The organism is Vibrio floridensis, from assembly GCF_021852965.1.
GTDB lineage: Bacteria > Pseudomonadota > Gammaproteobacteria > Enterobacterales > Vibrionaceae > Vibrio > Vibrio floridensis.
In genome coordinates this window covers 188137-209817 of record NZ_JAKGCY010000003.1, presented here as the reverse complement: position 1 = coordinate 209817, position 21681 = coordinate 188137, and the positions used below count along the sequence as shown (strand labels likewise).

Sequence of the window (21681 nt, the reverse complement as noted above, 5' to 3'; positions counted from 1 at the left end):
ATAGGTTGGGGACGAAATGTTTCATCCCCCCTCCTTTAGCACTTAAAGCATATCCACCGCTTTCTCTAACGCTGCAATCAATTTCTCGACGTCTTGCATGGTGTTGTAAATGGCGAAAGAGACTCGGACGGTGCCTTTGACACCTAATGCATCCATGAGCGGATGAGCACAGTGATGACCCGCTCGCACGGCGATACCTTGCTGATCGAGCAGCGTTGCAATGTCTTGATGGTGAACGCCATCCATGACAAAAGTAATCACCGATGCATTGTTTTGATATCCGATCACACGGATATCCTCCATCTCGCGCAGTGCACGGTATGTTGCCGATTGCAATTGGTGCAGGTGAGATTCCACTTCGTCTCGAGCAAAACCTTGATACCACTCTATTGCTTTAGCAAGCGCAATGGCACCAGCGACATTGGGTGTCCCTGCTTCGAATTTCCCCGGTAGAGCCGAAAAGGTGGTTTTCTCAAACGACACTTTTTCCACCATCTTACCGCCCCCATGCCATGGCGGCATGGCTTCGAGCAGCGCCAGTTTGCCGTAAAGCACGCCAATTCCTGCCGGCGCATAGATCTTGTGGCCGGAGAATACATAGAAATCGGCGTCCAATATGCGCATGTCGACAGGTTCGTGAACGATGCCTTGAGCGCCATCCACCACCACAATGGCACCGTTTTGATGGGCCAACTCAATGATGGACTCGATGGGTTGACGAGTGGCCGTGACGTTGGTGGTTTGAGCGACCGCAACAATCTTAACTCGCTCATTCATCAATGTTTTAAACGATTCCATGTCCAACTGACAGTCGGCGGTCATGGGGATTTTGACCACTTTGGCGCCCGTCTGCTCTGCCACCATTTGCCAAGGTACAATATTGGCGTGATGCTCCATTTCACCAACGAGAATTTCATCGCCAACTTGGAGGGTACTTCGGGCGTAAGTTTGAGCAATCAAATTGAGCGCTTCGGTTGCGCCACGTGTCCAAATAATCTCTTTACTGCTTTGCGCGCCAATAAAATGAGCGACGCAGTCGCGTGCGGCTTCAAATTGACTGGTCGCACTGGCGGTCAAACTGTGGCTGCCGCGGTGAACGTTTGCATTTTGGCTGCTGTAATACTGGGTGATTGTGTCAATCACACACTGCGGCTTTTGTGTTGTTGCGGCACTATCTAGATAAACCAGTTCGTTTTGATTGACTTGCTGCGCCAAGGCGGGAAATTGTTGGCGAATGGCTTGAACGTCAAACATTACTCTTCACCCAGTTTGTGGTAGTTGAGTACAGGTACTGTCACCATAGGCTCTGCTACTTGGCGCGCGTGCTGTTTGCCAGACAGTAAGATGATAATTTCCATCGCAAATTCCAGCGCGGTGCCGGGCCCTTGGCTGGTAAGGAGATTGTGGTTCACATCGTAAGTAACGCGCTTAGGACGCCAGTTTTGCTCGGCGATATGAGACATAAAGTTTGGATGGCAAGTCATGATGGCTTTAGGGTAGAGATTGTGATGTTGCAAAACCAGTGCGGGGGCGGCGCAAATGGCAGCGACCAGTTTTCCTTCATACATATGCTGTTTTACCATCTCAATCAGAATTGGGCTATCGCGGAAGGTTTCCGCTCCCGCGACACCGCCTGAGAGAACAATAACGTCGAACTGTTCGTCGGCCACATCCACCAAACGACATTGTGCGCCGAGGATCACGCCACGAGAGGCTGTTAGGGTTAGCTTACCATCAAAATCGGCACTGGCGACCGTGACGTCGTAGCCAGCACGAGCCATCATATCGATGACTGTTACCGCTTCCATCTCCTCGGTACCGCAAGCAATAGGCACTAAGATTTTTTTCTTCATTGTTCTGTCCAGCTTTGTTCAATCTGTTTGATGTGTTGATAAAGTTTAGCGTTTTCCGCTACATCAATCTGGTGTTTATGCGCCGCTTGCAACAAATATCCAGTGATATAGTCGATTTCAGTGCGGCGTTGATGGAAAACATCTTGTCGCATCGAGGAATAGTTTTCCGCCGTCGCATGAATCACGTTCATGATGGTTTGCTGCAAGGTATCGAAAGTAACCTCGATCCCTTCTTCGACCATAACCTCGACCAACTCTTGAGTGATGCGCTTAAGTCGTTGATGAAACTTTTCATCGGCCAGCTCGCCATTTTTACATTGATGAATCGCTGTTAACGGGTTGATGGCGCAGTTGATGGCCAGTTTGGTCCATAGCGCTTGTTGGATATTGGGATTCCATGTGACAGCCGGTAAGGCGTGATCGAGCACCGCTTGCAGGAACTCACATTGCGCACCTTGTGCATTAAAGCCACCCAACTGTGTGATGCCTTGTCCGGTGTGCAAGACCTGCTGCGAATGGGGCTTATACGCGCCATGTGTGGTGGTTGCCACAACGATTGGATTGTGTGCGAGTTTTTCTGCAACCTGAGATGCGGTTCCCATGCCGTTGTGCATCAGCAGGATGATGGTATCTGAGTGGATGTGTGGCAATAAAGGCTCAATCGCCGCCATCACCTGCCATGCTTTCACTGTGACCAAAATGAGATCAGCGCTTTGCAAAGAGGGTAGGTGACGATGTTTAAACGTCATGGCTGATGAGTCATCAAGTTGCAAGGGGTGCTCAGATGCATCGCTTCTTCCCCACAATGCGACATTGTGCCCTGCGAGTTTGAGTTTTGTCGCCCAAAGTGAGCCAACGGCCCCCGGACCTAAAATGAGGATATTCACCAAACACTCTCAGTAAAAAGGTTTGCTGCAAGGATAATGAGGGAAATAAGGAAAGCAAATAAAAAAGCATCAACAAGTAGAACGAGGAGTTGTTCAGCGTAATGCCGAGGCGCAAACACAGTTCTCATTCAGTGAATCAGGTTGCGAAGTTTTTCTATTGGCTAACAAGTTGGTTTCGGCCGTTTGCTTTTGCTTGATACAGGCAACTATCTGCTTCACGGATCTGCCTTTCAAGCTCATCACTCATAGAAGATACCCCAATACTGATGGTGATGTGAATTTTGTGCTCTTTGTGAGTGATAGTGGTTTTCTCGATTCGCTGCCTCATTTGCTCTAAGCGAGTGACAAAATCGTCGTAGCTTTGACAGGATTGGATACAAAACTCCTCACCACCAAATCGCGCCACCACGTCATTGGGGAAGTAAATTTTTAGAATGTTAGCGACAGTCTTTAAGGCGATATCGCCACCATCATGGCCATAGGTATCATTCACTTTTTTGAAGTGGTCGATATCTAGCATCGCAATGTGGCGGAAATCACAGCCTTTGCACTCTTGTCCAAAGAGATAGCGCCGATTCCAAAGACCAGTGAGTGCATCTTGGTTGGCCATGCGATACAGTTCGTTGGTCGCTTCTTTCATCTCCATAATTTGGTGGACTCGACAAAAGAACTCCTCTTGATTGAACGGTTTGTAGAGAAAATCGTTTGCTCCGGCTTTAAGAAAGCGAGCCGTCATCGTGCGGTCATCACTGCCGGAAAGCCCCAAAATGGCGAGCTTGTTCTTATCCGTACTTACCCTAATCTCACGAATCATGGTGATGCCGTCCTTCTTAGGCATATCGTGATCGGTAATGACAAAGGTAATTTCTGGGTGCAGTTCGAGCATTTTTAGCGCTTCTTCACCGTTTTCAGCTTCGATCGTATCAATGTATTGGTGCTCTAATAACTGTGTGATGTGTTTTCTTACGACTCTAGAATCATCGACAACGAGTGCTTTGTGTTGGCGATTGTTAGTGAGGCGCTTGACCAAGGGCAAAAGGTAAGAGACCGATGCCATACTGTCTTTCAATATGTAATCGAGCACCCCTTTGGCGAGCACTTTTGCGCGAATTTCTTCGCTAAACATGGCAGTCAAAACAATCACTTTTTGATTGTTTTTCAGTGCGAGATCAATGACCTCACCATCTTGACCGTCTGGCAAACAGTAATCGAGTACGGCACATAGGAAGTTATGATGCTGATTGAGATGTGTTTGCGCTTCGGCAACGCTTTCTACGGCAAACACCTCATACCCAGCTTGTGAAAGCTGTTGTTGGAGGTAATTGCGAAAGGCTCGACTATCTTCGACCACCAGTATTTTATTACTCAAGAAGGAGCCTCCGGAGTTCTATTAACTACTAACATAAATATTAAGTAGGACTAACAAAAACGCCACCAACAAGCGATGAATTTGTCTAGAAATTGGGCTGCTTATCAAAATAACGCCATGCATACGGATCGCTCTGCCACGAAAGCCGCCAGTTGAGAAAGTGGAATATCTCTGTATACTGTTTTTTTATCCAGTTGTGTTTTGGCGTGCTTGTATGTCAGCGGAAACGAGAAAAATTATCCATATTGATATGGACTGCTTTTATGCCGCGGTTGAAATGCGTGATAACCCTAGTTTTCGCGGGCGTCCTTTAGCTGTGGGGGGGCATGAGAAACAGCGTGGGGTGATCAGTACCTGTAATTATGAAGCGCGTAAGTTTGGCGTGAGAAGTGCGATGCCGACCGCGCAAGCGCTGAAACTCTGTCCAGGTTTATTGGTGGTGCCAGGACGAATGCAAGTTTACAAAGAGGTGTCGAAACACATTCGAGGCATTTTCTCACGATATACCCACCTTATTGAGCCTCTCTCACTCGATGAAGCCTACTTAGATGTGACGCACGCGACGCAATATCATGGTTCCGCTACTCTGATTGCAGAAGCGATTCGGCGAGACATTTGGAATGAACTGCAACTCACCGCGTCGGCAGGCGTTGCTCCGATTAAATTTCTTGCCAAAGTGGCTTCAGATATGAATAAGCCGAATGGGCAGTTTGTCATTCCACCAGAGCAAGTTCAGGGGGTAATCGATACTCTCCCTCTTGAAAAAATTCCCGGCGTAGGCAAAGTCAGTCTAGAAAAGCTCCATCAAGCTGGTTTTTATTGTTGTGAAGATATAAAAAACAGCGATTATCGTGAGCTGCTGCGGCGCTTTGGACGTTTAGGTGCATCCTTATGGAAGCGTAGCCATGGTATCGATGAAAGGGAGGTGGTGGTAGAGAGGGAACGGAAATCTGTTGGAGTGGAGCGAACCTTTAGCCAGAATATTTCCACCTACCAGCAATGCTGGCAGGTGATTGAGGAGAAGCTCTTTCCTGAGTTAGAGAAGCGTTTAGAAAAAGCCAGCCCTGAAAAAGCGATTATTAAGCAGGGTATCAAAATGAAGTTTGCTGATTTCCAACTAACGACCATAGAACATGTTCATGGTGAGTTGGACCTCGTCTATTTCCGAACCTTGCTGCAAGATATTTTACAGCGCCAGAGAGGTCGTGAAATTCGTCTACTCGGACTGAGTGTGATGTTAAAGCCCGAAGAACAGGCAAGGCAATTGAGTTTTTTTTGACCTTGGTGTTCAACGTATTATTGTTCCCGTTGCCCCATAATGGAGGCAACGTGATCAAAGACTTGTCCGTATGGTGCTTGCTCTAAGCGTCCAAAACCGCTGAGCTTTTTCGCTTTGAACTGAGTCAGTTTCGGTGTCGAAATTCCGCACAGGAAGCGTGTGATCAGCGCGGCAGTCAGCGGTTGTGAGCTTTGTTGTTGTAGCTGTTCGATCCAAATTTGCAGTTGGGGGATCTCGATTGCTAAAAGACGCTCGTTCGGCAGCGATGCCACTTGGCCACGACACACTGAACAATGGCCACAAGATGATGGTGCCTGATGATCAGAAAAATAACTCGCCAGTCGGTAACTCAAACATCGGTCAGATTCAAAGAAGCCCAGCATTTGATGGACCCGCTGAACATCACTGTGCTCTTTTTCTTTAAACAATTGGTACATCGCATCAGCCAGTTGAGAGGAAGACTGATGTACTGTTTTCACCGCATAAACATCAGTCATCTGTTTGCTTTCCAGCTCAATCCAACCTTGTTGATGAAGATATTCGAGTGCGGCAACGCAGCGCGAACGCTCGGCATGATGGGTGATCCACAGTGCTTCGAAATCCGTTTGGCACCAAATGCGAGCCTGCGGTGAGCAGGCAAATAGCGTTTGTAAAAACAGTCGTCGCTCACCGTCAAAGCGTTGAAGAATCTGATTCGCGGGTTGAATGAACTTAAAACGATATTCGGCAAAGTAGGCGTATTGTGGCTCGATTAACCCCGACATCTCTAGGTAAACGAGCAACGTTTTGAGCGGCAGTTGGCGAATGTTGGCGTCGTTTGAGAGGCGCGTAATGATGGTTTCCCATTTGCCTCCTGCGTCGATAATCTGTTTGATGACAAAATGGATATCGTCGCGCTCGGGTGTATCGCCATAGATGAAGTTTTCCAGCACACTTAGCCCATTTTGGTTTGCCAGCAATACACAATCGGATGGTTTACCATCACGTCCAGCACGGCCTATTTCTTGGGCGTAGTTCTCGATGGACTTGGGTAAATCAAAGTGAATAACACGGCGTATATTGGCTTTGTCGACGCCCATACCAAAGGCGATAGTGGCCACAATACAGTCCAACTCATTTTGCATAAATTGGTTTTGAATTGTGTGGCGAATGTCGCTTTCTAACCCCGCATGATATGCTGCAGCGCGGATGCCCTCATCTTGTAACATTGCAGCTACTTGGCTGGCGGTGTGTTGCAACGTGACGTAGACAATGGTGGGAGCGGTTGGGTTTTGTTTGATCAGCGCGGTAAGGGCTTCGCCTTTCTCCGATTCTCGACAGGGTGCCACCGTAATGTCTAAATTAGCACGATAAAAACCAGTCACGACAACGTTGGGTGATTGGATAGCAAACTTACGCTGCATGTCCTCGATGACGTTTGCTGTTGCCGTTGCGGTAAGAAGCAACACTTGCGGTATGTTTAGTGCCGTTTGATAGCTGGGCAACTTTAGATAGTCAGGACGGAAATTGTGTCCCCACTCAGAAATACAGTGCGCCTCGTCGACCACAAGCAGTGAAATTGGTACCTGTGAGATGAACTGTCGGAAGCGTTCGTTTTTGAGTCGCTCAACGGAGATCATCAGAATTTTAAGCTCGCCACTGCTAACGGCCTTCATGATTGCTTGAGACTCTTGTTTGCTCTGACCTGATTCAATCGCCGCTGCAGGAATTCCTTTGCTATGAAGAAAGGATAACTGATCTTTCATCAAGGCAATCAAGGGAGAAACCACCAAGGTTAAATGAGGCAGATGTAACGCGGATAATTGATAGCAGAGAGATTTCCCAGATCCTGTCGGAAAAATTGCAGCCGCCGATTGACCAGAGAGAATAGCCTCTACGACTTGTTGCTGCCCATTACGTAGGGTGTTGAAGCCGAACACATTTTGAAGGGTTAGGTAAGGATCATTCTGATGCATTGAGAAGCTCGGTTTGGCGAAATCAATGTGCATCATACCGATAAATGGTTTCTTTCTCATCTCCAAGCACTGTTGAAAAACGAGACTATCAGTGTTTGCGTGAAAATAGACGGAATGGGTTATGGTTTTCTTAAAATCGTTGTGACAATTTACTGACAAAACACACATCACCGGCTGTTATAGTTTGGTGAAAAATACCAAAGGGAAAGTCATGAAAAAGCTAGCCATTTTTATTCCACTGTTTGTTGCCACTTCGGCTCAGGCGTCGCAGTGCCGTGTCGATATCAAAAATGAAGTTCGCCTAGACGGTGAGGTATTGGAAATTCATCAAACCAATGGTGACAAGGCGGTCGTCGATGCGAGCAATAATCTCTATATTCATGGTGAAAAGATTGAGTTGAATGATGACCAGCGAGCGGCCATCGAAGAGTATCGCGAAAACCTTAATGCCTATCTGCCAAGAGCGAAACAAGTTGCGGAAGAGAGCTTAGCGTTAGCCAATGACATCATTGATGATATTGCCGTTAGCCTTGATGCTCCGGACGCATTTGATAATGTAAAAACGGCGGTGAAGGAATTTTTCGCGGATGTGGAGTCGCGTTATTACAAAGATGGTGACTTGATTTTACCTGCGGACAGCTTTGCTTCCATGACAGATTCTTGGAGCGAGGATTTTAAGCGGGCGCAAGATATCTTCAATAAAGAATTTATCAGCAGCGCGTTTGATGCCATGTCGAGCAAAATGAAGCAAGAAGGCGGTTTGAATCTCTCTGCGATGTCGGAAAGCATGACGGAGTTGAAGCAAAAAGTTCAAGAGCGTTTGCAGCAGCACAGCCAAGAAATTGAGCAGCAAACTCAAGAGTTCTGCGACTCATTGGAAGATATGGCCGTTCAAGAGCAAGATTTGCAGCAAAAGATCCCTGAGTTAAAAAACTACCCAGTGTTTACTATCTAGTATCGACAGAAAGAGCACCTTTGCGGTGCTCTTTACTTTATCTACTGCTCTTGGGTCTTGTATGCCCCATTGTTGGTCTGTATTTAAATATTTACGGATTGATTATCTATTATCTTGTCGTATGTTCGAGTTATTGACCTATTTATTATTGTTAAGCCAAACATGTTTCTGTATTGTACTAGGTAACTAGTTCATAAGTGCAGTTAGGTCGTATGTCACAGCAAACAACTTCTCAACCGAGGGAACATTTCGGTTCTCGATTAGGCTTTATTCTAGCGGCAGCGGGTGCGGCTGTTGGCTTAGGGAATATTTGGGGTTTTCCGACACAAGCCGCCTCAAATGGTGGCGGTGCTTTCCTTTTAGTTTATTTAGTAATGATTTTGATCGTTGCTTTTCCCATGCTTGTGGTGGAGATGGCGATTGGTCGTCATGGGCAAGCAAACCCCGTCGACAGTATGCGCGCACTCACTAGTCACCCTGTTGGTAAAAAAGTCGGTGGGCTGGTTGGTTGGATTGGCCTGAGTGTGCCAAGTGCCGTGTTGGCGTTTTATTCGATTGTTGGCGGTTGGATCATCTGTTTTATGCTGGGGGCAATCACAGATCTACTCGGCATGGAAGCGGCGACGGCATGGTTCAAAGGGTTCAGTGTTGAGCGCAACCTTTTCGGTACGATGACTTTTTATGTGCTCACTATTTTGATCGTTCAAGGTGGCGTGAAACAAGGCATTGAAAAGTGGTCAACCCGCTTAATGCCAGCTCTGTTTGTGCTCTTTGCTGTGCTGTTTATCTATATCATGACGCAAAATGGCGCGATGGAAGGGCTAAAACACTATCTAGTGCCTGATTTCGACAAGGTGTGGGATAGAAAACTGATTCTGGCTGCAATGGGGCAAGGTTTCTTCTCGTTAACCATTGGTGGCTGTTCAATGTTGATCTACGGTTCGTACCTCAGTAAAAAAGAGAACTTACCGAAGATGGCCATGAATGTCACATTGGTGGATACTGCTGTGGCCTTTATTGCCGGTTTGGTTGTGCTTCCCGCGATGTTTGTTGCGATGCAAAAAGGGGTGCAAATCTATGCGGAAGATGGCTCTTTACTGAGCTCAGATACGCTGGTGTTTACCGTGCTACCATTGATGTTTGATAGCTTGGGGCTTCTCGGTCAGATATTTGCCGTGGTGTTTTTCTTGCTGCTGACGATTGCCGCACTCACTTCTTCCATCTCCATGCTGGAGTGCCCTGTGGCGCTTGTGGGTGAACGTTTTAATACCAAACGCAGTACCACGAGTTGGGTCTTGGGTGGGCTAATTGCTCTGTTCAGTGTGGTGATTGTGTACAACTTCGGTGCGCTGTTTGGGCTGGTGGCAACCGTCGCGACACAATATCTGCAACCAACGGCCGCATTGCTGTTTTGCTTGTTTGGGGGCTGGGTGTGGAGTCGTCACAGCAAAATCAAAGAGCTTGAGCAGGGCAACCCTGAGTTCACCTTAGGTTGGTTTGGCAAAGTTTGGCCTTCGTATGTGAAGTTCGTTTGTCCTGTGCTGGTGGCTACGGTGATTTGGGCTTCCTTTGGTTAAAGCCAGAGAGCAGTAGATAAAAAAGCTTGATGCGTTGGCATCAAGCTTTTTACGTTAATAGGATCTAGGATCTAGGATCTAGGATCTAGGATCTAGGATCTAGGATCTAGGATCTAGGATCTAGGATCTAGAGGCTCGAACCTATCGAAACTGCCCAGCATCGGGCAAAAACTCAAAACCCGCGGTGGCCAATTTGGTTTCTAATGCCGCACGATCAATATCGAAATAACGCACGAGTTTATCGAGGTCACCGGCAAAATCGTCACGCAGCTTCATGTTGACGATGCTCATCAACATGATCGGATCCATGGATGCAAAGTTTGCCAAGTTCATCAATCAGTCCTCAAAATCTGAAATGAGCAAGTTGGCGGCGGCAAAAGCGGCTTTCTCACGTGTTTCTTTAGGTAGTGATTCATCTGCGGCAATATCATTCAGCGCTTTGACTGCACACGAGATGGCCTGTGGAATGTACCCTTGGTCACCACTACCAATTTGAGCATAAAGCTCACGAACTAACTCACAACAGCCGTATACTTGCATGGCGTTTTCCTTGAACTTAAACAAATGATAACTGCTCTCAAATATACACAGTGTGGTTTTGAAACTCAAAGCTCAGAGTTGTTTTGGCGCAAGTTAATTACCCCTCTGAGCAAAGATTCATCAACGCAATTGCTGTTCAAGTTGTTCGATGACTTCAGGCGCCAGTTGCAGCTGCTTCGCAAGTTCTTGCAAATACGCTTTTTCCATATAGCTTTGTTCGTCTGCGATGATCAGCGAGGCTAGGTAAATTTCACTTGCTTGCTGTGGTGATGTCGCTAACTTGGCAATGTCGGTGGGATCGAGGGGCTTTTGCAGCTCTTGTTGAACGAGTTGTCGCACCTGTTCATCGGCGTTCATCTCACTGAGTGCTTGCTCAATCTGGGCCATTTCCTGCTGGTCAATATGACCATCTGCTTTGGCCATCGCAATCATCGCTTTGATGATCAGCACTGAGTGGTGATTATCTTGTGGGTCGTAAGCTTCCGTCACGCCAGTGTTTGGTTGAGTTCCTTGCCAGTCGTTGTAAACCTTATAAGCCAACGCACCTAAGGCCGCGGCGCCACCAATTTTGAGCGCATTCTTGCCGAGTTTCTTGGCCATCTTTGCGCTTTTTTTCGAACCCATCAGCATGCCGATGAGGCCGCCACCCAATGCGCCAGCACCGAGTGTTTTGAGTTGGCTAGCGTTGGTGTTGCTTTTGAGGTTTTGGGTCTGTTTGTTCAATGCCTCTGAACCTTGTTTTAAAAGATCAGAGTTGAGGGCTTGATTGAGAAGGCTTTTTAGATCCATGACGACTCTCCTGACTAAACACAAAACAAGCATAGCGAGAGAAATCTGAACCAAAGATTAATAGAAAAGGGATTGGCCTTGACCAATCCCTTTTAACTGTTGTTATAACACTGAACTCGGTGTTATTTCAGTTGTGCTTTGATGTGCTCAACGATATCCGCCATCGCGACAGGTGTTTTTTCACCAGAACGACGGTTCTTGTACTCAAAGTGGCCTTCGTCCATGCTGCGATCGCCAATCACGATAGTGTGAGGGATACCGATCAGTTCCATATCAGAGAACATGACGCCTGGGCGCTCTTTACGGTCATCGAACAGCACTTCGATACCCATCGCTGTCAGCTCAGCGTATAGTTTCTCTGCGGCTTCTTGAACGCGCTCAGATTTGTGCATGTTCATTGGTACGATAGCCACTTGGAAAGGCGCGAGTGCATCTGGCCAAATGATGCCGTATTTGTCGTTGTTCTGTTCGATTGCCGCTGCAACCACACGAGAAACACCGATACCGTAACAGCCCATCTCTAGGATCACGTTTTTACCGTTTGAATCGAGAACGCCACAGTTCATCGCTTCAGAGTAAACATTGCCTAGTTGGAAGATGTGACCCACTTCGATACCACGTTTCAGCATCAATGTGCCTTTTCCACATGGGCTTGGATCGCCTTCGACGACGTTACGTAGGTCAGCAACTTGGCCAAGCTCCACATCACGACCCCAGTTGATACCGAAGTAGTGTTTGCCATCGATGTTTGCGCCCGCCCCGAAATCGCTCATGACAGCAACCGAGTGGTCAACGATAAATGGTAGTTTAAGGCCGACAGGGCCAAGAGAACCTGCACCTGCGCCGATGAACTCGCGCATCTCTTCTTCTGTTGCCATCTCTAAAGGTGCTGCAACTTCAACAAGGTTTTCTGCCTTGATTTCGTTGAGTTCGTGGTCACCACGGATGATCAGTGCAACGATTGGCGCTTCAATTTCATCCGACGCTTTCACGAACAACGTTTTAACGGTTTTTTCGATAGGTAGATCGAATTGTTCAACCAGTTCAGCAATGGTTTTGGCGTTTGGCGTATCAACCAGCGTCATCTCTTGAGTTGGCGCTGCACGCTCAACCGCAGGAGCAACGGCTTCTGCTTTCTCGATGTTGGCGGCGTAATCGGACTCAGTTGAGAAAGCGATCAGGTCTTCACCACTTTCAGCCAGTACGTGGAACTCTTGAGAGCCGTTACCACCGATCGCACCTGAGTCTGCGAGTACAGGACGGTACTCAAGACCCATACGGTCGAATGCTTTACAGTAAGCATCGTGCATCGCTTGGTAAGATTTTTCTAGGCCAGCTTTGTCGATATCGAAGCTGTACGCATCCATCATGCAAAATTCACGTGCACGCATCACGCCAAAACGTGGACGACGCTCATCGCGGAATTTAGTTTGGATTTGGTATAGGTTCAGCGGAAGTTGCTTGTATGAGCTCACTTCGTTACGAACTAACGCGGTGATCACTTCTTCTGCTGTAGGGCTGAGTACGAACGGACGAACATGGCGGTCAGTAAAGCGAAGAAGTTCCGGGCCCATTTTTTCAGAGCGGCCAGTCTCTTCCCATAGTTCAAACGGCTGCACAACGGGCATCAAGGTTTCGATTGCACCTGCATTGTCGATCTCTTGACGAACGATGTTTTCGACTTTACGCAGCACACGTAGACCAGTAGGCAGCCAGGTGTAAAGACCTGAAGCCAGCTTACGGATCATACCTGCACGTAGCATGAGCTGATGGCTCACTACTTCTGCGTCGTTTGGAGTCTCCTTCAGAGTAGAAAGAAGATATTTACTGGTACGCATTCTATGGTATCCGTTTCATCATGGTTTGAATAACCCCTCAAAAGTGAGGGAACAAAATTAAGCTGACTATGATATCAGCCATTTGTGATTGTCAAAAGCGTTCGATGCGGCTAACCGTCACTATCTTATCTTGGATAATGAATTTGACGTTCAAATCGAACAAATTTACCGCATATTCTTTCTCATCCGGTTTGTTTTTCTTATAGGCAGGGCGAGGATCTTGTGCCAAGACTTGCGCGATGACCTGTTTCTCTAGCGTCCCATTGGGTCGTGTCGCCAATAGCGCATCCGCTTCACTGGAGAAGATCACGAGTGAGCGCTCGGGTTCTGACTCTGCGTAGCCACCGACGGCATCGGAAATTGCGTCGGAATAGGGGATGTAAGGCTTGATATCAATGATGGGGGTACCATCCACCAAATCCACACTGCCAAGATCGAGATAGACCTGATCGCCTTGTTTAGTTATCCCTTTCATTTCCACCGCTGACATACCAATGCCGTTGGGGCGAAACGTTGAACGGGTGGCAAATACACCCATGCGCTCATTGCCACCTAGGCGAGGAGGGCGAACGGTCGGTTTCCAACCCGCGGCCAAGTTTTGATCAAACAAAAACAGCAACCAAACGTGGGAAAATTGCTCCAAACCTCTTACTGATTCGGGCGTGTTGGCACTGCCAACCAGTTTTACCCGTGCCGTCGCGGCAGGGACCAAGCGAGGTTGTCTGGGGACCGCAAACTTCTCTTTATAGGGGCTCTCAATAAAGCCAATAGGATCAATGGAGTGCATAGTGAGTCAAATAAAAAAACAACAGATGGACTGAAAAATATCACAGTTTTCTCTTGCATTTCTTGTTGATAATAATTATTAATTAATATGTTATAACATAACAATTGTTGGAGGGAGAAAATGAAACCGGGAATCCATCCTGAATATCGCAACGTCGTGTTCCACGATACCAGTGTCGATCACTATTTTATGGTTGGTTCGACCTTGCAAACTGACCGCACCATCGAATGGGAAGATGGCCAAACCTATCCTTACTTCACCATTGAAGTCTCCTCGGAATCGCATCCGTTTTACACCGGTAAACAAAGAGTGGTGCAAAAAGAGGGTCGAGTGGCGAACTTCAATCGTCGTTTTGCTCAGTTTGGTTCAAAAGAAGGTTAAGAAATGAAAGTACTCAAGTCGCTCAAGAGCGCAAAAACGCGTCATCCAGATTGCCAGATCGTCAGACGACGTGGTCGTTTATACGTTATTTGCAAAAGTAATCCACGTTTTAAAGCGGTGCAAAAATAATTACATTGGCAGTAAAAACGTGAGAAAACGATGATTCCTATATCGTATGGTGTTGGTTTGGTGGGTTATTTATAATTCCAGTTAATAACAACAAACTGGCTTATAAGGCTAAATTTTAAACGTTAGTTGGTTGATAATATTGCTATCGGAAAAGTTTTGTAACATTTGTAATTTCATTTTCCCTCTCTTGTCGAGTAACCTGCGCTCGCTTTTGACATTTTTGTCACAAATGCACAGGAAAAACTACAAGGAGGGAACAGATGAGTTCATCTGATTCAATTAAGCAAACTTCACCGAAGAAACCGCTCTTTACGCGCTTTCTAGATACGGTGGAATATTTGGGGAACTTGTTGCCCCACCCAATCACACTTTTTGCCATTTTCTGTTTGGCAATTTTAGTTTCTTCAGGCATCGCGGGCTATTTTGAAGTCTCCGTTGTCGATCCTCGCCCTGAGGGTGCCAAGGGCCGCGCTGCTGACGGTATGATTCACGTTGTGAGCTTACTGAACGCAGACGGACTAGAGCTGATCGTGACCAATCTCGTTAAAAACTTTGTCGGCTTTGCTCCTTTAGGCACAGTGCTGGTAGCCATGTTGGGTGTTGCAATTGCAGAACACTCAGGTCTACTTTCTGCAGCCATGCGTGGCATGGTGATGGGTGCGTCTAAGCGCATGGTGACCGTCACTGTGGTCTTTGCAGGTATCATTTCGAACACCGCATCTGAGCTTGGTTATGTGGTTCTGATTCCGCTTGCGGCGATGTTGTTCCACTCACTCGGTCGTCACCCTCTTGCTGGCTTGGCTGCTGCGTTTGCGGGTGTGTCTGGTGGTTACTCGGCAAACTTGTTGATCGGTACGGTGGATCCACTGCTTTCAGGTATTACTGAAACGGCAGCAAAAATGATCGACCCTACATACACGGTTGGCCCTGAAGTGAACTGGTACTTCATGTTTGCTTCGACCTTTGTTATTGCAGGTTTGGGTGCGTTTGTTACCGAAAAAATCGTTGAGCCTAAACTGGGCAAATACAACGTTGAGGAAGCTGCAGAAGATCTTTCAAACGATAAGATGGGCCGTCTCACTGACGTTGAGAAAAAAGGTCTGAAACTGGCGGGTGTTGCGGTACTAGTAGTATCAGCATTACTTGCTTGGACGATTGTTCCAGCTGACGGTGTGTTGCGCTCTGACGCAGGTACGGTAGCGGGTTCACCATTCCTTAAGAGTATCGTGGCGTTTATCTTTGTCTTCTTTGCTGTCCCTGGTTTTGTTTACGGCAAAGTCGTTGGCACGATGAAGAATGATCGCGATGTGATTGATGCGATGTCAAAATCCATGTCTTCAATGGGTATGTACATTGTGTTGGTGTTCTTTGCTGCTCAGTTTGTTGCTTTCTTTAAGTGGACTAACTTCGGTCAAGTTTTCGCGGTGGCGGGTGCCGATTTCCTACAGACCATTGGTCTTACTGGCCCGATGCTGTTCTTTGCCTTCATCCTTATGTGTGGCTTCATCAACTTAATGATTGGTTCGGCCTCTGCTCAGTGGGCGGTCACTGCACCGATCTTTGTTCCAATGTTGATGCTGGTGGGTTACGCGCCTGAAACGATTCAAGCGGCATACCGTATCGGTGATTCCGTGACGAACATCATCACGCCGATGATGAGCTACTTCGGTCTGATCCTCGCGGTTGCCACTCGCTACATGAAGAACATGGGTATCGGTACACTGATCTCTGTGATGCTGCCATACTCTATCGTCTTTATGGTGGGTTGGAGCTTGTTGTTCTACGTATGGGTATTTGTGTTTGGTTTGCCAGTCGGCCCAGGCGCGGCAACGTACTACACGCCATAAGCCTTAACTCGACATCTCGACTCGAAACAAAAGCCTGCGAATATCGCAGGCTTCTGTCTATTTATAACTCTGCAAAAGGATATAAAGAGTTTGTCTCACTTCTTAATTTGAACCGGTGAAACAATTTCAGCACTTGATTAGCTGTTTCTATGGAAAGGCATTATCAAGGCATTTCTTCACCATTCCACTCTATATCAACGGTCGAAGCCGCAGCCAATTTCACTTTGTTCTTCCTTGCGATTTGAAGTAGCTCAAAAACGCTCAACATTTGATACCTGATCGGTAAGTCGTGTTGCCGCATTACGTTGACGCCTGATAGCCAATCTTGCCAAGTGTTTGCTTTAAAAAAGGATAATCCGCCTCGTGCGATGAGCGAAAGCGCTCCTAAATGGTGTAACTGCGGTTTTGTAGGAAAAGAGAACGCAAGTTCGGGAAATAACTGAGTACATTGAGGTGAGAGTAGGTGTAAACCACTAGTGGCTCTTGGGTTACACTCGATTATATATAGCTCATCGTTTGTCTGGATAAAATCAAATGAAACTTGACCATGATAGTGATGTCGATGTCCAAAAGCCGTCATAAATGCCTCTAATCGATCATTAACTATCGGTTGAAACGCACTGGCGGCAGAGCCATTTACACAGTTTTTGGGAAGATAAGCTTGGTGTGCTCTCATTTGACCATGTTCAAAAATCGCGTAGTTGCAAATAGGTGCTCCATGGATTTTTTCTTGCTGTACCCAAGGATGTTGAGTCGACATCGTGAGAGTGGAAATAGACTGACGGGTAATATCTCGTATTACTTCACCGCCGAATCGAGAGTAAACCGGTTTGAGTACTGAGCCTGCGTCAATCTCGATGTCATGTTTATCGGTAACCAAACGAGTTTTAGGTAGGGAAATCTCGGGTAAATCTTGAAGTTGGTCAAAGACGGTAAACTTGTTGTGCAGTGAGCGAAGTAATGTCGAATTGGGTAGAAAAAAATGGACTCTCGGACACTGTTGGGCGATGTGTGCCAAATAGTACACTTCTTCACAAGTCGGTATCACCATATCAATGCGCTGCTGAGTGAGTAAATTGAGGATCTGTTGCTGGTAAGTAGGAAACGAAAATCGAGGTGAAGCCGTTTTTACGTAATGCTCAATGCCTCGTAAAAACGCCCCCAGAGGTTGTGCTAATGAATCAGTGAGAATAACATCGTGTCCATGCTTTATACACATCGCTGCCCACTCTAATGCGACGGGTGCCCGGGCGCCCGTGATTAAAATCCGCATGTGTTCACCACTCGTCGTTGTTTGTTTATCGGAGTCCAAATCGGAGCAGGGCGATAATTGAATGTGACGGGATCAAGCCTTAGTTGATCAAACAGTTTTACTAGGGCTCGATAAATGCTCGGGTGGTGGTGAACATCCGCCTCGATTTGAATAGCCTGAGCTCCGGTTTGGGTGATTCGGTAATCGACACGATGTTGAATTTCTAAAGTGATGGATCGGTAAATAAGATCAGGTAGCACCGACACGGCTACTTGGCTTGCGTTCAATGTTAGGCAGTCGCCACATCGACCGGCAATGGCTCCGAGCGGTTCAAATACGCCGTTGTCCTGTTTGCTCTCAATGATATCGTCAAGCTGGTAGCGAATAATTGGCTGAGTTTTACGACGAAAATCAGTGATGATAGGGCTGTAATGAGTGCGTTCAGCGTTTAGCCAATGTTTTTCAATATAGACAATATCTTGATTCCATCGCATTTGTCCTTGTTGGTCCGTACACGCAAGAAAACCTTCAGTACATTGATAGACTTCATGCAATTCGCTATCGAATTTTTGAGAAATATAGTGACGGTCGCTCTCGGTTAGCACCTCTGCTCCAGAAATGATCCGTTTCGGCTGGATCGCTGGCTGACCAAATTGACCACTGAATTGAGCACAGAGTTGAAGGGCTTGAGCGCTACCAACCAAAAGCGTGGGTTGAAACTCATCTAGTTCCTTTATCCACTCTTGGTAAGGTTTGTTTAAATCAGCATAAAAGAACGTAACGGGGCCTTTTGCTACGGATTTATACAACGGGCTGTTGGCTCGCAGGGCAAGAGCAATTCGATGTTTTCCCCACAAGCTGGGCAAGAGGCGACCCAAAATGTTGCCAGCCCAGAGTTGTGTCTCTTGTTTATCCGCGAGGAACAATCCACGCATACCAGAGGTGCCCGAAGACAGTCCAACAGTTACATTGCCAACTTTTGATGCTGCAAAATTGCGTGATTTTTCTGCCTCTAATGCTTGTAGCATTAATGAGTTTGCATCCAAACCTTTTGTGTTTAACTCAGAGAGATTTTCCATCATGGTTTGCTTATTCATGATTGGGAAATCACGGAGTGACGCTCCTTGAAATGAATGATAATAAGGAGAATGACGACACACCCAATCCAGATGTTGTGTTACCTGTTCTTGTTGCCACTTTTCAACATGTGTTCTTGAGCTAAAAGGGCGGTAGCGCGTACGCCAAAACTCAGAGAGAAGCGTTCTCACATTATCCATCCTTCTGTGATTAACTGTTGGATTGTCGTTTGGCAATGAGAAGGCACAAAGCGCACAAAATGATGGGTATGCTGGTAGCAATTTCTCAACTCAGAGAGTGTTTGCTTGTAGGCTTGGGTATCATCGCAAAGCAGGTTCGCGAGCCAATGTTGATCGATGTTTTCACTCAAGCTCTCGATTAACCAACAGGCATCTGCTAACAAGAACAGCCAACCTTGCTCTCTCTTCGCTAAAAGCCCTACTTGACCAGCAGCATGTCCGGGTAAACTCACCATGTAAATTAAGCCGTCTTTGAACATATCTTTACAAAGCAGATCAACGCCTTGGCAATGGGGAAGGATTTCACCAATGGGTATGGAAAAATCACGGTGCATGACCAAGTTCGACTCGAGTTGTCGAGGGAGTAGTGCTTTTAGGTATCCTTTTCTCACGCCCCTCATTCGCCCACTCTTAGTCAGGGCGTCCACTCCTTTTTGTTGGCAATGTAGTTGAGAGTGCGCAAACTCAGACACGGCAGCGATGTGGTCGGCATGAAAGTGAGAAAGGACCAAGTGTTCAATCTCATGAGGTCCGATTTTTTCTTTTGCTAACTGAGCCACAATTCCGCGATCTTTTTGATAGTGACATGGTGTTGTCCAAGCATAAAAGCGTTCAGGGAAGGGACGAGTGGCACGGAAAAAATGCTCGTGATACCCAGTATCAAACAGAATGTTACCTTTAGTTGGGTGTCGAATTAACGCGACAGCCGCTGGGAACGATCTTGGCTTTAACCCAGAGCCGGGTTTGACGACAAAACTAGGGTGTACGCAGTGCCCAGCCTCAAAGATTTTTATTTTTAGACCAGTCTGCATACTGTTGGATTCCTTCTTGAACTGAAAAAAGCGGTTGGTAATTCAGCTTTTGCTGCGCCTTACTGATATCTAGAGTTTGGTGGTAGTTAAATAACCCTGCGCTGTATGAAGTGAGCTTTGGCTCCGGTTGGTACGGTAAGCGCATCCGTATTTGCTCACTGAGTTTTAATAACGGCAACACCAAGCGGTATGGGAGTGATATTAATTTAACGTTTATGTTCAATGCCTCACACAAAGCTCTTAGCACGGTCTCAATCGGCATTGGCTCGTTGTTGGATATATTGAATATGTCACCATGTTGAAGTTGTTCCGCTTGAGTACAAGCAAGCATGGCAGCATGGGCAACATTATCGACATAAGTCAGATCAACAACCGGATTTCGCCCAGATGGCAGAAGTAGTGTGTCGTTTTTTATCGCTTTAAGTACCCTTGGGATAATCGCGCGATCGTTAGGACCGAAAATACCACGAGGTCTTAAAATGATCGTTTTGCTTTGCCCCTGTATGGCTTCAAGTTCAGATAAGTATTTTGTGTGCGCGTAATCATTACACCAACGCGAAGCAATATCGTCTGTTTCTCGAATATTCCACCGGTCTTTGTGGTCAAAATAGACGCTGGTGGAGGAAATATGGATAAAACGTGATACCTGATGGGCATTCGTTGCGCAGATTAGGTTTTTTGTGGTGTCTACATTGGATTGATAAAACGCTTCCCACTTTCCCCAAGGGCTTGAGAGCGCAGCGCAATGGATGATTCCATCCATACCTTGGCATACATCATAAACCGCTGATTTATCCTCTAAATTGAGTAAATGCGGTGTGACATTGAATTGGTCGGTGAGTTGTTTTGCGATGACAGTATTTCGCGCAGTAAAGTGCAGTTCATGTTGCTGGTGAAACATCCGTAGAATCGCACTACCCAGCATACCACTGCCACCTGTGACTAATATTTTCATAGTTTAAGGACTCCCATCCCCAACGAGAGCCCAGCAGCAGTGCCCGCCAATAAAACATGTTTCCCTTGTGTGCCTGGTTGGTTGCGTAGCCAGTGCAAGTTTATCGGCAATGACGCAGCGACTTGGTTACCCAAGGTGGAAAAGTGATTAACGATTTTCTCTTTCGGTAAACCGACGAGTGAGGGCAATTTCTTTAAACCGTGAGCGCTCGCTTGGTGTGGAAGAAAGTAGTCAATATCGCGAAGGGTAACTGGAGAGGAGCAAAAGCCTTTTTCAAGAAACGCAGGCAAAGTTTTGCGCACATGTTTAAACAGTGCTTTGCCTTCCATTTCAAATTGGCAGTTTTTCAAATAGGCTTGATGCTCTGAAGTATGCGGGTTGATATGACTGCCTCCCCCCTTTATTTGACAGAATGAATACCCAGCGTGATGCGTTTCAAAGTGGCTTGTGAGCAGCCCTTTATTCTCTGTTTGCTCGAGTAAAAACGCTGCTGCACCGTCGGCGAATAAGGTTGCAACTTCAGGTTTGAGTGTGAAGCTGCGATTCAATGTGATGCCCGTAGCGAGCTCACTGGTGACAATAAGAATACGTTGGTAGCGTTTTGCTAAAAAAAGGTTCTGAGCAAGATTGAGAGCGGAGAGAAAAGACAAACACGTACTGTTTAAATCAAAACTTTCTAGCGATGTCGGGGCGTCTAATGCCGCTAAGACTGCCGATGCATCATAAGGTAAAGACTGATGATGTGTGCCACTGGCATAAATAAGGAGGTCAACAGAACTTAGCGCGTGTGTGTTAGCGAGACATTGCGTTATCGCTTGCATTGCCATATATACAGCGGTTTCTTTCGTGTCGGCTACATGACGATATTCAACGTCGAATTTGTTTCGACAAGTTCCTGAGGGTAATTTTAGGAAGCGATCCATCTCCCGATCTGACCACTGATTGACTGGCAGATAGCTTCCACTGGAAAGGATATTAAAGCCCATTATTTTCTACAAAGTCATTAAAAACGCCGTTCAAAATAATTCAAGTTGCATATTGGATCTATATCAAGAGGGTGAAAAAGGTAAGTGAGAGAATGCGAATGGGAGCGATAACACGCTTTGTATGCAAGGCTGGGTACAAATATTCACTAGTGAGCCAGATGTTGATCAACTGGC

The 21681-nt window shown here is 46.7% G+C and carries 21 protein-coding genes; 6 read left to right on the top strand and 15 right to left on the bottom strand.

What is annotated here, in order from left to right:
* Positions 1–42: 42 nt before the first annotated feature.
* The 4 genes from csdA to LZU85_RS07280 all read right to left on the bottom strand — a co-directional run bounded on the left by csdA (position 43) and on the right by LZU85_RS07280 (position 4109).
* Positions 43–1254 (bottom strand): cysteine desulfurase CsdA, encoded by a 1212-nt coding sequence (csdA, locus tag LZU85_RS07295; protein WP_237286787.1) that lies wholly within the window; start codon positions 1252–1254, stop codon positions 43–45.
* Positions 1254–1853, bottom strand: a complete 600-nt coding sequence (locus LZU85_RS07290) for a DJ-1 family glyoxalase III (RefSeq protein WP_237286786.1) — start codon at positions 1851–1853, stop codon at positions 1254–1256. Before LZU85_RS07290 ends, csdA begins: the two co-directional genes overlap by 1 nt.
* Entirely contained in the window at positions 1850–2740 is an 891-nt protein-coding gene (gene panE / locus LZU85_RS07285) for a 2-dehydropantoate 2-reductase (RefSeq protein WP_237286785.1), read from the bottom strand. Before panE ends, LZU85_RS07290 begins: the two co-directional genes overlap by 4 nt.
* Before the next feature lie 154 nt (positions 2741–2894).
* Positions 2895–4109, bottom strand: a complete 1215-nt coding sequence (locus tag LZU85_RS07280; protein ID WP_237286784.1) for a GGDEF domain-containing response regulator — start codon at positions 4107–4109, stop codon at positions 2895–2897.
* Positions 4110–4323: 214 nt separating this feature from the next.
* Between LZU85_RS07280 and dinB the strand changes: the two genes are divergently transcribed.
* Positions 4324–5388, top strand: coding sequence for a DNA polymerase IV (gene dinB / locus LZU85_RS07275; RefSeq protein ID WP_176297404.1), 1065 nt, complete (start codon positions 4324–4326; stop codon positions 5386–5388).
* 17 nt (positions 5389–5405) lie between these two features.
* On the opposite strand, the gene LZU85_RS07270 is transcribed toward dinB, so the two are convergent.
* A complete protein-coding gene (locus LZU85_RS07270; RefSeq protein ID WP_237286866.1) occupies positions 5406–7343 on the bottom strand; it encodes a RecQ family ATP-dependent DNA helicase in 1938 nt (645 codons plus the stop codon).
* A 211-nt stretch (positions 7344–7554) separates the two neighbouring features.
* On the opposite strand from LZU85_RS07270, the gene LZU85_RS07265 reads away from it, so the two are divergent.
* Both LZU85_RS07265 and LZU85_RS07260 read left to right on the top strand, forming a co-directional pair.
* Positions 7555–8298, top strand: coding sequence for a YggN family protein (locus tag LZU85_RS07265; protein ID WP_237286783.1), 744 nt, complete (start codon positions 7555–7557; stop codon positions 8296–8298).
* Between the two features lie 212 nt (positions 8299–8510).
* Positions 8511–9875: a sodium-dependent transporter gene (locus LZU85_RS07260; RefSeq protein WP_045596775.1), complete on the top strand. Its 1365-nt coding sequence runs from the start codon at positions 8511–8513 to the stop codon at positions 9873–9875.
* A 141-nt stretch (positions 9876–10016) separates the two neighbouring features.
* Here LZU85_RS07260 and LZU85_RS07255 read toward each other — a convergent pair whose 3' ends face one another.
* The 5 genes from LZU85_RS07255 to tsaA form a co-directional block, all read right to left on the bottom strand.
* The gene (locus LZU85_RS07255) at positions 10017–10208 is read right to left on the bottom strand and encodes a DUF4250 domain-containing protein (protein WP_013571245.1); all 192 of its coding nucleotides are present in this window, start codon (positions 10206–10208) and stop codon (positions 10017–10019) included.
* Positions 10209–10211: 3 nt separating this feature from the next.
* The gene (locus LZU85_RS07250; RefSeq protein WP_011079742.1) at positions 10212–10415 is read right to left on the bottom strand and encodes a YaeP family protein; all 204 of its coding nucleotides are present in this window, start codon (positions 10413–10415) and stop codon (positions 10212–10214) included.
* Positions 10416–10535: 120 nt separating this feature from the next.
* The gene (locus LZU85_RS07245; RefSeq protein ID WP_237286782.1) at positions 10536–11204 is read right to left on the bottom strand and encodes a tellurite resistance TerB family protein; all 669 of its coding nucleotides are present in this window, start codon (positions 11202–11204) and stop codon (positions 10536–10538) included.
* A gap of 122 nt (positions 11205–11326) precedes the next feature.
* The gene (locus tag LZU85_RS07240) at positions 11327–13042 is read right to left on the bottom strand and encodes a proline--tRNA ligase (RefSeq protein ID WP_237286781.1); all 1716 of its coding nucleotides are present in this window, start codon (positions 13040–13042) and stop codon (positions 11327–11329) included.
* Between the two features lie 91 nt (positions 13043–13133).
* Complete coding sequence (gene tsaA / locus LZU85_RS07235; RefSeq protein ID WP_065090159.1) at positions 13134–13829, bottom strand: tRNA (N6-threonylcarbamoyladenosine(37)-N6)-methyltransferase TrmO; 696 nt, start codon at positions 13827–13829, stop codon at positions 13134–13136.
* Positions 13830–13949: 120 nt separating this feature from the next.
* On the opposite strand from tsaA, the gene LZU85_RS07230 reads away from it, so the two are divergent.
* From LZU85_RS07230 to LZU85_RS07220, 3 genes are all read left to right on the top strand, one after another.
* A complete protein-coding gene (locus LZU85_RS07230) occupies positions 13950–14210 on the top strand; it encodes a type B 50S ribosomal protein L31 (protein ID WP_237286780.1) in 261 nt (86 codons plus the stop codon).
* A gap of 3 nt (positions 14211–14213) precedes the next feature.
* Positions 14214–14339, top strand: a complete 126-nt coding sequence (ykgO, locus tag LZU85_RS07225) for a type B 50S ribosomal protein L36 (RefSeq protein ID WP_072603378.1) — start codon at positions 14214–14216, stop codon at positions 14337–14339.
* Between the two features lie 260 nt (positions 14340–14599).
* Positions 14600–16186 carry an AbgT family transporter gene (locus tag LZU85_RS07220; protein WP_072603380.1) on the top strand — a complete coding sequence of 529 codons (1587 nt, stop codon included), beginning with the start codon at positions 14600–14602 and terminating at the stop codon, positions 16184–16186.
* Positions 16187–16349: 163 nt separating this feature from the next.
* Here LZU85_RS07220 and LZU85_RS07215 read toward each other — a convergent pair whose 3' ends face one another.
* Genes LZU85_RS07215 through LZU85_RS07195 form a run of 5 tightly spaced genes read right to left on the bottom strand, consistent with a single transcriptional unit; the run spans position 16350 to position 21507 of the window.
* Entirely contained in the window at positions 16350–17459 is a 1110-nt protein-coding gene (locus LZU85_RS07215; protein WP_237286779.1) for an ATP-grasp domain-containing protein, read from the bottom strand.
* Positions 17447–18715: a F390 synthetase-related protein gene (locus LZU85_RS07210; RefSeq protein ID WP_237286778.1), complete on the bottom strand. Its 1269-nt coding sequence runs from the start codon at positions 18713–18715 to the stop codon at positions 17447–17449. The genes LZU85_RS07215 and LZU85_RS07210 overlap by 13 nt, the downstream gene beginning before the upstream one ends.
* Complete coding sequence (locus tag LZU85_RS07205) at positions 18703–19566, bottom strand: MBL fold metallo-hydrolase (RefSeq protein ID WP_237286777.1); 864 nt, start codon at positions 19564–19566, stop codon at positions 18703–18705. The genes LZU85_RS07210 and LZU85_RS07205 overlap by 13 nt, the downstream gene beginning before the upstream one ends.
* Complete coding sequence (locus LZU85_RS07200) at positions 19535–20521, bottom strand: NAD-dependent epimerase/dehydratase family protein (protein WP_237286776.1); 987 nt, start codon at positions 20519–20521, stop codon at positions 19535–19537. Before LZU85_RS07200 ends, LZU85_RS07205 begins: the two co-directional genes overlap by 32 nt.
* On the bottom strand, positions 20518–21507 hold the full coding sequence (locus LZU85_RS07195; RefSeq protein WP_237286775.1) for a ketoacyl-ACP synthase III: 990 nt from the start codon (positions 21505–21507) through the stop codon (positions 20518–20520). Before LZU85_RS07195 ends, LZU85_RS07200 begins: the two co-directional genes overlap by 4 nt.
* Between the last annotated feature and the right edge of the window lie 174 nt (positions 21508–21681).